Source organism: Longimicrobium sp. (genome assembly GCA_036389795.1).
GTDB lineage: Bacteria > Gemmatimonadota > Gemmatimonadetes > Longimicrobiales > Longimicrobiaceae > Longimicrobium.
On sequence record DASVWD010000021.1, the window covers coordinates 97,222 to 107,799 of the forward strand.

10 protein-coding genes are annotated in these 10,578 nt (G+C 72.1%); 3 read left to right on the forward strand and 7 right to left on the reverse strand.

Going from position 1 to position 10,578, the window contains the following annotated elements:
* Positions 1 to 6: 6 nt before the first annotated feature.
* The 3 genes from VF746_02830 to VF746_02840 form a co-directional block, all read right to left on the reverse strand.
* Entirely contained in the window at positions 7 to 1,800 is a 1,794-nt protein-coding gene (locus VF746_02830) for a long-chain fatty acid--CoA ligase (GenBank protein ID HEX8691352.1), read from the reverse strand.
* Complete coding sequence (locus VF746_02835; protein HEX8691353.1) at positions 1,800 to 2,810, reverse strand: ketoacyl-ACP synthase III; 1,011 nt, start codon at positions 2,808 to 2,810, stop codon at positions 1,800 to 1,802. Before VF746_02835 ends, VF746_02830 begins: the two co-directional genes overlap by 1 nt.
* Before the next feature lie 73 nt (positions 2,811 to 2,883).
* On the reverse strand, positions 2,884 to 3,948 hold the full coding sequence (locus VF746_02840) for a LacI family DNA-binding transcriptional regulator (protein HEX8691354.1): 1,065 nt from the start codon (positions 3,946 to 3,948) through the stop codon (positions 2,884 to 2,886).
* 527 nt (positions 3,949 to 4,475) lie between these two features.
* Between VF746_02840 and VF746_02845 the strand changes: the two genes are divergently transcribed.
* Complete coding sequence (locus VF746_02845; protein ID HEX8691355.1) at positions 4,476 to 5,222, forward strand: SIMPL domain-containing protein; 747 nt, start codon at positions 4,476 to 4,478, stop codon at positions 5,220 to 5,222.
* A gap of 327 nt (positions 5,223 to 5,549) precedes the next feature.
* Here the strand turns inward: VF746_02845 and VF746_02850 are convergent, their stop codons facing one another.
* Complete coding sequence (locus VF746_02850) at positions 5,550 to 5,894, reverse strand: hypothetical protein (protein HEX8691356.1); 345 nt, start codon at positions 5,892 to 5,894, stop codon at positions 5,550 to 5,552.
* A gap of 65 nt (positions 5,895 to 5,959) precedes the next feature.
* Positions 5,960 to 6,400: a nuclear transport factor 2 family protein gene (locus VF746_02855; GenBank protein ID HEX8691357.1), complete on the reverse strand. Its 441-nt coding sequence runs from the start codon at positions 6,398 to 6,400 to the stop codon at positions 5,960 to 5,962.
* A 129-nt stretch (positions 6,401 to 6,529) separates the two neighbouring features.
* On the opposite strand from VF746_02855, the gene VF746_02860 reads away from it, so the two are divergent.
* Both VF746_02860 and VF746_02865 read left to right on the forward strand, forming a co-directional pair.
* Positions 6,530 to 7,552 (forward strand): D-alanine--D-alanine ligase, encoded by a 1,023-nt coding sequence (locus tag VF746_02860; GenBank protein ID HEX8691358.1) that lies wholly within the window; start codon positions 6,530 to 6,532, stop codon positions 7,550 to 7,552.
* A 137-nt stretch (positions 7,553 to 7,689) separates the two neighbouring features.
* Positions 7,690 to 8,946 carry a M20/M25/M40 family metallo-hydrolase gene (locus VF746_02865; protein ID HEX8691359.1) on the forward strand — a complete coding sequence of 419 codons (1,257 nt, stop codon included), beginning with the start codon at positions 7,690 to 7,692 and terminating at the stop codon, positions 8,944 to 8,946.
* A gap of 133 nt (positions 8,947 to 9,079) precedes the next feature.
* Here VF746_02865 and VF746_02870 read toward each other — a convergent pair whose 3' ends face one another.
* Positions 9,080 to 9,451, reverse strand: a complete 372-nt coding sequence (locus VF746_02870) for a GIY-YIG nuclease family protein (GenBank protein HEX8691360.1) — start codon at positions 9,449 to 9,451, stop codon at positions 9,080 to 9,082.
* Entirely contained in the window at positions 9,448 to 10,041 is a 594-nt protein-coding gene (locus VF746_02875) for a metalloregulator ArsR/SmtB family transcription factor (GenBank protein HEX8691361.1), read from the reverse strand. The genes VF746_02870 and VF746_02875 overlap by 4 nt, the downstream gene beginning before the upstream one ends.
* Between the last annotated feature and the right edge of the window lie 537 nt (positions 10,042 to 10,578).

Genomic DNA, 10,578 nt, shown 5'->3' on the forward strand with positions numbered 1-10,578 from the left:
AGGGTCTCAGGCCTGGTAGAGGGCGTCCAGCTCGGCGCGGAACTTCTCGGCGACCACGCCGCGGCGGAGCTTCATCGTGGGCGTCAGGTCGCCGTCCTCGGCCGTCAGCTCGCGGCCGATCAGCACGAAGCGGCGGATCTGCTCGGTGCGCGACAGGTCGGCGTTCACGCGGTCGACGGCGCGCTGGACCATCCGCACCAGCTCGGGGTGGCGCAGGAGGGTGGGGTCGTCGCAGGGGAGGGCGCGCTCGGCGGCCCAGGCGCGCAGCATCTCGGGGCGCAGCGACAGCAGGGCGGAGACGAACTTCTGCCCCTCGCCGTAGAGCATCGCCTGCCCGATCCAGGGGTCCTGGGCCAGGCGCGCCTCGATCGGCAGAGGCGCCACCTTCTTCCCCGTGGAGAGCGCGATCAGCTCCTTCTTGCGCCCCGTCACCCGGAGCGACCCGTCCACCAGCTCGCCCAGGTCGCCCGTCAGCACCCACCCGCCGTCGGGGGTGAACGCGTCGCGGGTGGCGCCCGGCCGGCCGTGGTAGCCGGCGAAGGTGAGCGGTCCGCGGCGGATCAGGATCTCCCCGTCGGCGGCGATGCGGAGCTCGGTCCCCGGCATCGGCGGGCCGGCGGCGTCGAAGCGGTAGCGGTCGGGCCGGTTGAAGGCGACGCAGAGGTGCTCGGTGAGCCCGTACGCGCCGAGGACGGTGAGCCCGAGCGCGTCGAGGTACTCGGCGACGTCGGCCGGGAGCGCGGCGCCGCCCGAGGTCGCCAGCCGGATGCGCCCGCCGAAGAGGCCGCGCACGCGGGCGAAGAGCGGCTCCCCGGCCTCGCGCCACGCCGCCTCGACCTGCGGCGGGACTGGCTCGCCCGCCTGCCGGAGCCGCGAGCGGGTGACGCCGAGCGAGACCACGCGGTCCCAGCGTGCGCGCTCGCCGCCCGCGGCCCGCTCGTGCTCGGCGCGCAGCGTCTCGAACGCCTTCTCGTAGAAGCGCGGCAGCCCGCCGAACACCGTGGGCCCGTACGCTCGCGCCGCCTCCCACAGCCGCGCGTGGTCGGGCACCAGCGCCGCCTCCATCCCGGTGAGCACACGGCTGTAGAGGCCGAAGATCCTCTCGGCGGCGTGGCAGAAGGGGAGGAAGGAGAGCGTGGTGTCGTCCTCGCGCGTCCCCAGCACCGCGCGGATCGACTCGGCCGAGGCCAGCAGGTAGCGGTGCGGGATCTCGGCGCCCTTCGGCTCGCCCGTGGAGCCCGACGTGTAGATGAGGATCGCCGTGTCGCCGGGCCGCGCCTGCAGCACCCGCGCGTCGACCGCCGCGCCGATCCCGGTGGAGGCGAGCGCCTCCGCGCCGCGCGCGAGCCAGGCGTCCCACGCCACCGCGCACCCGCCGCCGTTCACGTCGCGGGCGACCACCATGCGCAGCGCCGGCAGCTCCGCGCGCACCGCCTCGACCTTCGCCAGCTGGTCGACCGTGTCGACGACGACGGTGGCGGCGCCGCAGTCGGCCAGGATCTGCTTGACCTGCGCGGGCGCGCTGGTCGGGTACAGGCCCACGGAGACGCCGGCCGCCAGCAGCACGCCCAGGTCCGCGACCGGCCAGAGGAAGCTGCTCCCGGCGAGGATGGCGACCGTCTCGCCCGGCCGGTGCCCGTGCGCGATCAGCGCCGCCGCGAAGCGGCGCGAGGCGTCGGCCCACTCGCTCCAGGTGAGCGTCTCGTCGCGCTCCGCGCCGCCGGCGGCGAGCAGGCGGTAGGCGGCCCGCTCGGGGTGCCGCGCGGCGCGGGCGAGGAAGAGGCGGGCGGCGGTGTCCATCAGCGCGCGCTCCGCTTCGGGTTCCAGCGCATCGCCACGCACCCCATCGACAGCCCCGCCCCCGAGCCGGTGAGCACCACCAGGTCGTCCGGCCGGAGGCGGCCCGCCTTCGCCGCGTCGTCCAGCGCCATCGGCAGGCACGCCGAGCCGGTGTAGCCCCACTTGTCCATGATGGTGTGGGCCTTCGACATCGGCTGCCCGAGCTTCTCCATCACGACCTCGATGGTGGAGCGGTTGACCTGCGTCCACAGCCAGAGGTCCACCTCCTCGACCTGCCTGCCGATGCGGCCGAGGACGGAGCGGACGATGCGCGGCCACCCCTCCTCGTTGACTTCCTTCGGGTACTTGGTGACGAAGCGCAGCCGGTTGCGCACCCCGTCGCGCAGCACCGCCTCGGTGACCGGCTCGGCCGTGCCACCCGCGAAGACGCCCATCCCGGAGGAAAGCGACCCGTCCGCGTACAGCTCCGAGGCGAGCAGCCCCGGCTCGTCGGCCAGCTCGAGGACCACGGCTCCCGCCCCGTCGGCGAAGATGGTGACCGTCTTCTTGTCCTTCGGGTCGAGGAACTTCGACATGGCGTAGACGGCGACCACCAGCACGCGCTCGTAGCGCTCGTCGGCGCGGACGTACTTCCACGCCGCGTCGAGCGCCGTGGCGAACCCCGCGCACGCCGAGTTGACGTCGAAGGTTCCCGTGCGCCCGGGGAGCCCCAGGCGGCCGTGCAGGACCGAGGAGGTGGCGGGGGAGACGTATTCGGGCGTGTCGGTGGAGACGATGAGGAGGTCGACGTCCTCCGGCGCGAGGCCCGCGTCGGCGAGCGCGGCGCGGGCGGCCTCCTCGGCCAGATCGGCGGTGGACTCGTGCGCGCCGCACCAGCGCCGCTCGCGGATGCCGAGCGTCCCCGACACGAACGCGTCCACGTCCTCGCCCAGCATCGCCGACAGCTCGGCGTTGGCGAGGACGCGCGCGGGGACGAACGACCCGGTTCCGGTGATGGTGGCGTGTCTCAACTGCGAGTGCGAAGTCCTAAGTGCGAAGTGCGAAGTGCGAAGTGCCCAGTCCCAAGTGCCCAGTGCCCAGGAATCAGGCGCTTCCGGTCTCGCGGGATGTCCCCTGTTCCCTGTCCCCTGTCCCCTGGGGTTTCCCCGTCGTCCCCCGGGTGATCAACCGCACGGGGAGGGGCCTGGCGGGGCGGGCGGAGACCTCCTGGCCGTCGAGCAGGCGGAGCAGGAGGCGGGCGGCGCGGGCGCCCAGCTCGCGGGCGGGGACCGCCACCGTGGTCAGTTCCGGCGTCACCACCCGCGCCATCTCCACGTCGTCGCAGCCGACGATCGACATCCCGCCCGGGACCGCCACTCCCGCCGCCAGGGCCGCCTTGAGCGCGCCGAGGGCGATCAGGTCGTTGGCGCAGAAGACGGCGGTCGGACGCTCGCCCGCGGCGAGGAGCTGCTTCATCGCGGCCAGCCCCCCGGCCACCGTCGCCGGCACGCGCCGCAGCAGGCCGGTGGGGAGGGGGATTCCGGCGGCGGAGAGCGCCTGGAAGAAGCCGCGCTCGCGCATCCGGAAGCCGTGCACGTCCGTGGCGGGGCCCACGAAGGCGATGCGGCGGTGGCCCAGCCCCAGCAGGTGTTCCGCCGCCAGCCGCCCCGCGGAGAGCGCGTCGCTCGCCACCCCGGGCCAGCGCTCCGACGGCTCGTCCACCAGCACCACCTTCAGGTCGGCGAGCGAGTCCTCGGGGAGCGTGGCGGCGCCCAGGCCGTCGATCACCACCCCGTCCACCAGCCGCGCCCGCAGCGCCTCCAGGTGCCGGGCCGGCGTGGTGTCGCGCGTGTCGCCGGGGAGCACCGCGTACCCCGCCTCGGCGGCCACGCGCTGCACGCCGGTCACCACGTCCAGGAAGAAGGGGTTGGACAGGTCCGGCACCACCACCCCCAGCGCGTACGAGCGGCCCCGCACCAGCCCGCGGGCCAGCATGTTGGGGCGGTACCCCAGCTCGTCGGCGGCCCGCATCACCCGCTCGCGGGTGGCCGGGGCCACGCGCGCCCGCGGGTTGCCGCCCAGCACCAGCGACACCGTGGCCTGCGAGACCCCCGCCCTCCGGGCGACGTCGTGGGTGGTGACGGAGCGGGGTGCGTTCGCTGGGCTCATTCCGGGCGGGTTGTTAAGACGTATTAGTTAATACGTATTGGCAAAGTGGATGTCAAGGACTTCATTCAGAGGGTGGGCGAACGAGGATCGGGGTTCGTCTGCCTGGCAGATTCTGGCGCGGCAGCGGGCAGCCCCCGCCTTGGCGCCTAGCGCGCGACGTGGGATGCGGTCTCTCATTGTCAACCAGACAATGTCATCCCGAAGGCGCCGCTGCACCCGACCCACGTTCGCACCGGAGTCCGGCGGCGCCTGAGGGATCTAGCCGGCGTTGCTGGTGGCCGGCCACACGCGCGGATTACCGGCTCCCCCGGTCGCATCGAGTAGATCCCTCGGGTCGCTACCGCGCCCCTTGGGATGACATCTGCGGCCCCAGCAGTCTCGCTGACGCACTCACGCACTCTCGCGCTTCGAACTTTCGGATCTTTGTCCAACCTTCGGTGTGCAATCACCGCCTCTCGCGGGCCTGGCCGGTTCCCTCGGCTCGCGCGGAACGCCCCCAACGGGCGTTTCTCCTATCCTCAACTCCCATGGAGATTGTACGATCGGAACGGTACCCCCAGCTCCTGCTGGGGATGGTGGCGCTCGCCCTGGGGCTGGTGCTCTCGGCGATCGTGGCCGGCGCGGCGTTCAAGTCCGCCCGGCGCGCCAACGACCAGATCGAGGTGACGGGCTCGGCCAAGCGCTCGATCCGCTCGGACTACGCGGTGTGGCGGGTGAGCGTCGGCGCGCAGTCGCCCACGCTGCAGGACGCTTACGCCGAGGTCACGCAGCACGGGCAGGCGCTCCGGCAGTTCCTGTCGCGCAGCGGCGTGGCCGACTCGCTCGTCACCGTGAAGCCGGTGGAGGCGTCGAGCATCTACCGCGTGGCCGAGAACGGGATGCAGACCAGCGAGCTGCTGGGCTACCGCCTCTCGCAGCAGTTCGAGGTGCGCTCCTCGGACGTGAACGGCGTCACCGCGCTGTCGCAGGGCGCCACCGGGCTCATCAACCAGGGAGTCCCGCTCCAGTCGTCGCCGCCCGAGTACCTGTACACGAAGCTCGCCGACGTGCGCACGGAGATGCTCGCCGCCGCCACCGAGGACGCCAGGCGCCGCGCCGAGGCGGTGGCGAAGAGCGCGGGCGCGGGGATCGGCGCGGTGCGCAGCGCGCGCCAGGGCGTGTTCCAGATCACCCCGCGCAACTCCACCGAGGTGAGCGACTACGGCATCAACGACACCTCTTCGCTGGAGAAGGACATCACGGCCGTCGTCCGCGTGACCTTCGCGGTGGACTGAGACGGCTGGTCCGCGGGTGAGATGGAAACGAGCGGTGGGTTCCTGGCGGAGCCCGCCGCTCGTGTTTTCTGGAGAAACCACCTCTATCCACCCCCCCAAACGCTGTCATCCTGAGGGCGCAGCACACCGAAGCCATGTCCGCACGAGGGCTTGTGCGCCCGAAGGATCTATGGGCAGCGACCGCGCCGACAGCCGGCTGTCGCGTGTGGCCGGCTATAGATCCTTCGTCGCCGCCCTGGTCTTCGTCACTCCGCGGATTCCACGCGGCGGCTCCTCAGGATGACAGCATTGGGGCCTCACGGCTCTACGATTTTCCCCGGACGTCTCCTACCGCCTCAGGCGGGAGCCGAGCAGCGCCCCGGCCAGGAAAGCGAGCGGCAACCACGCCAGGGACACGGTACCCGCCTCCGCTGCGGGGCGCGTCCCGGCGTCCGCCACCCCGAGCGGCGGCTCGACGTCACCCGAGGCCAGCCGCTCATCGATCCACGCGACCTGGTCCGCGTAGAACTGCGCGTCGTGCTTCGCCTTCATCAGGTCGTCCTCGAAGTGGGCCTCCTCGGGGTCGTGCGCCTCGACCCGCTCCGCCAGCTCCTCCGCGTACGCCGCGAGGCCCTCCAGCTTCGCCGCGAACCTCTCCCTCGCATCTTCGAGCAGTTCACGCTGGGTCTGCATTGGCTCGTCTCCGTTGCCGGGGGAATCCGATGGCTGGGGTGCGGCCGGGGACCGTCCGTGCGCCGTCACTCCTCGTCCGCCGGGGGCGTGAGGGAGTGGAAGCCGGCGGTGCGGCGCAGCGGGGTGACGTGCGAGGCGAAGAGCTTCCACTCGCCGTCCACGCGCGTGTATACGTCGGTGAAGCGGTAGCGCTGCTCGAACTCGCCCTCGGGGGTGCGGCCGCGCATGGTGGACGAGGCGGTGACCACGCCGGTGTCGCCGCAGGCGCGGATGTTCTGCTCCTCCACCACCAGCGTCTGCAGCACGAAGAGCCCCGAGCCGTAGGTCTCCACCACCTGCTCCTTGGTGAGCGGCGCGCCGCTGGGGTCCACGCCCAGGAATTCGTCGTGGATGATGCGGTCGAGCGCCGCCACGTCGCGCTCCAGCTCGGCGCGGGCCAGGGCCTCCGTCGCCTCCCGCAGCTCCTCCTCGGGCGGGCGGCCGATCCGGTTGAATTCCACGGTCATCTCGAATCCCGTCTCCCCGGGCGCTTGCCTCCGCGTCGTCCGGCGCGCAAGCTAACGCGGCGCGCGCCGCTCGTCACGGCGCGCGCGTCCACCCGGGACGGACGAGACCCCTTCCACGGACGACCTCGAATGCGAGTGGCGGTCCTCTTCGGCGGCACCAGCGCGGAGCGCGACGTGTCGGTGGCCAGCGGCGCGCAGGTGGTGAAGGCGCTGCGCGAGGCCGGCCACCAGGTGGTGCCGGTCGACACCGCGCGGGGCGTGCTGGCCCCCGCCGAGGAGCAGCGCCTGCTCACCGCCGGCGTGGCCCCCGCGCCGCCGCCCGAGGAGGAGCTGGCGGCGATCCGCGCCGGGGCGTCGTCGCCGCTGCCGGCGGCGTCGGAGCTGAAGGACATCGACGTGGTGTTCCTGGTGCTGCACGGCGGCACGGGCGAGGACGGGACGATCCAGGCGCTGCTGGACCTCACCGGCATCCCCTACGTGGGCAGCGGGCACCGGGCGAGCGCGGTGGCCATGGACAAGGACTTCTCCAAGCGCCTCTTCCGCGCGGCGGGCGTGCCCACCCCCGACTGGCTGATGGCGCCCGCCGGCGCGGCCGAGGTGGAGGCGGCGCTCGGCTGGCCCGTCGTCGTCAAGCCGAACAAGCAGGGCTCCACGGTGGGGCTCACCATCGTCCGGGCACCGGGAGAGCTGGAGGCGGCGGTCGCGGAGGCGTTCCGTCACGACGACGAGGTGATGCTGGAGGCGTTCGTCCCCGGGCGCGAGCTGACGGTGGGGATCCTCGAAGACCAGGCGCTTGCGGTGGGCGAGATCATCCCCAAGCGGGCGGAGATCTTCGACTACGAGAGCAAGTACCAGGCGGGCGGCGCCGAGGAGATCTTCCCGGCCGACCTGACCGAGGAGCAGACGCGCGCGGTCCGGGAGCTGGGGCTCGAGGCGCACCGTGCGCTCAAGCTGGAGGGCTTCAGCCGCGTCGACTTCCGCATGGACGAGGGCGGCGGCCTCTGGTGCCTGGAGGTCAACACGCTCCCGGGGATGACGTCGACCAGCCTCCTCCCGCAGTCCGCGGCCGCCGCCGGGATAAGCTTTCCCGAGCTGTGCGACCGCATCTGCCGCCTGGCGGTGGAGAAGCACCGGCGGAGGCAGGAGCGATGAGGCCCGGGTCGCCGTCGTGGCTGCCGGGAGCCCCCCTCCCCGGCCCTCCCCCCGCTGCGCGGTGGGAGGGAGAACGGCGTCGATGCTGGTAAGGGCAGGCGATACGCATTCGAAACCAACTCAACTCCGAACCGCCCATGCGCACGATCCTCCGCACGATCCCGCTCTCCGCGCTCCTGCTCGCCGCCTGCGTCTCGGGCGTCGCGGCGCAGCAGCAGTACCCGAGCAGCTTCACGCCGCGCCTGGCCGCGCAGCCGGCGGTGCGCGACGCGCTCGCGTGGCTGGAGCGCAACTTCCCCGCGCAGGTGGAGGAGTGGATCCGCGTGACCGAGATCCCCGCGCCCTCCACGCAGGAGCAGCGGCGCGGCGCGTACGTGCGCCAGGAGATGGAGAAGGCCGGGCTGGAGGTGACGGTCGACTCCATCGGCAACGTCACCGGGCGGCGCAGGGGCACCGGCGGCGGGCCCACCGTGGTCTTCGCCGGGCACATGGACACGGTGCACCCGATCGACACCGACGTGCGGGTGCGGCGCGAGGGCGACACCCTGCGCGCCCCGGGCGTCTTCGACGACACGGCGGGGCTGGTGGACCTGCTGAACGTGGTCCGCGCGCTGAACGCCGCCGGCGTGCGCACGCGCGGCGACCTGGTGATCGTGGGCACCGTGCAGGAGGAGCTGGGCCTCAGGGGGATGGACTACTGGCTCGCCCACAACCCGCGCCCCGACCTGGTGGTGGCCGTCGACGGCGGGCTGGGGCCGGTCAACTACGGCGCGCTGGGGATCTACTGGACGCGCTACCACTTCAGCGGGGAGGGGAGCCACACCAACACCTCGGCCGGCAGGCCGCACCCGGCGCGCGCCCTGGCCGACGCGGTGCGCTCCATCTACGAGATCCAGGTCCCCGAGGGGCGCGGCGGGGCGGTCTACAACGTGGGGATGCTGGCCGGCGGGAAGATCTTCAACGCCATCCCCGAAAACGTGTCGTTCACCATGGACCTGCGCTCGGTGAACCCGGCGCTGCTGGACTCGCTGAACGCCGAGATCGAAGCCCGCGTGGCGCGCGCGGCCGAGGCGCACCGGGTGCGCTGGAGCAAGGAGGAGGTGCAGCGGCTGCGCGCGGGCGGCACCGCCGAGATGCTGCGGGAGCGCCGCGCCCACCCGATCGTGCAGACCGCGCTGGACGTGCACCGCTTCGTGGGCGTGGAGGCCAGCGCCGAAGCGTCGGGCTCCACCGACGCCAACGTGGCCGTCACCCGCGGCATCCCGGCCATCGCCGTGGGGCGCGGGCGCGGCGGCAACCAGCACACCCTCTCCGAGTGGGCCGACGTCCCCAGCACGCTCACGGCGACGAAGATGCTCCTGCTGCTGGCGGTGAGCCTGGCGGGGGTGGGGTAGGTCCGCAGGGGCGGCTGAAGCCGCGGCAACCACGGCAGAAAGCCTCGCAGGCTGCGCGAGGCTTCGACGGCGACGGCGAAAAGGCCGGGAGCGGCGGTCGCTCCCGGCCTTCTTTGTCACGGCGGGCGCCGTATCACGCGCCGGGCGGCGCGCGGTGGTACCCCGCGTCTCCGTACGGCCGCAGCTTCTCCAGCCAGAGCGCCTCCAGCGCGGCCAGGTCGTCCGCGTAGTCCTCCCCCACGCCCCTCGACGGCTCCAGCTCGTCCAGCACCTCGAAGGCGAAGCACGCCTCGCCCAGCTCGTTCCACTCGCGCTGCAGCTCGCGGTTGCGGTGGCTCCCCAGCCGCAGCTGGAAGCGGTGGCTGTTGAGCGCGCCCGGGAGGTTCTTCGCCGAGCCCACCAGCACCTTCCCGTTCGCCGTGTTGCGGATGGCGAACACACCCATCGGCGTGCCCTCCTCCCTGTACCGGCGCCGGATCTCGCTCCGGCTCGCCCGCTCGCTCATCGTTCCCCCGTTTCCCCGCCCGCGGCGAGCCAGTAGTCTCCGCCGCCGCCCTCGCGCTCCATGAAGCCGTAGCCCACCAGCTCGCGGCGCAGGCGGGCCGTGTCGTCGCTGAAGCGCGAGAGGATCTCGTTCAGCTGCTTCTCGGGGTAGCGCACGCCGGGCTCGAACGCGCGGGCGGCGTGGCGCAGCAGCACCAGCAGCTTCTTCTCCTGCACGGGGAACTGCCGGAAGCGCCCCTGCTCGTCGGTGAAGCTCTCCAGCACCTTGCGGTCGTAGCTGTCCAGGTCCACGTCACGCGCCAGCGCCTTCAGCTCCTCGCGGCTCAGCAGCCGGCGCGAGAGCCCCTGCAGCTCGTCCAGCCGCAGCGAGTAGACGCTGTAGTAGCCCTCCGCGCGCGCCTCGGTGAGCCCTGCCTTCGTGAGCCGCGACAGGTGGTGCGACACGGTCGAGGCGCCCACCCCCAGGTTTGCCGCCAGCTCCTCCACGGTGTGCGGCCGCTGCGCCAGCAGGCCCACGATCCGCAGCCGGTTCGCGTCCGCCAGCGCCTTGAAGAACTCGAGCAGGTGCTCGGTGATCTGCTGGGTCGTCATTTCTATCACCTCTGATTCAATTCGACACGTATCGATATAAAACGATAAATGTGGAATCGATTCTCGTCAATGGTGCAGTGGTCGTCGCGGTGGAGGCGATCGGGGATGACCTCAACGGAGGCCACAGAGGTTGCCACAGAGGTCGCAGAGGAAAGAAATCAGAGATGAAGTTCTCCGTGTCCTCTGTGTGATACCACCTTCCGAAACCGGCTGTGCATTCCCATGCCATACGTGGTCATCCTGAGGGAGCGTCCGCGTGGAATTCGCCCCCGCGCCAATGGTTGGACGCGACCGAAGGATCTACTCCGCGTGTCTGGTGGCCAGATGCAGTGTGCAGAAGCCGGCCTCGCTCTGGGGTGAGTAGATCCTTCGGTCGCCGCCAGGCATCGTTAGCAAGGCAGGTTCGGCGCAGCGGCTCCCTGAATAGAAACTACGGAGCCGGGGTCGCGCTCTTCAGGCGGCCTTCCGCAGTTCCACCTTGTAGCCGAGCCTCTCCAGACGCCGCTGCAGGCGTCGCGCTACGCGCTCTCCACCCTG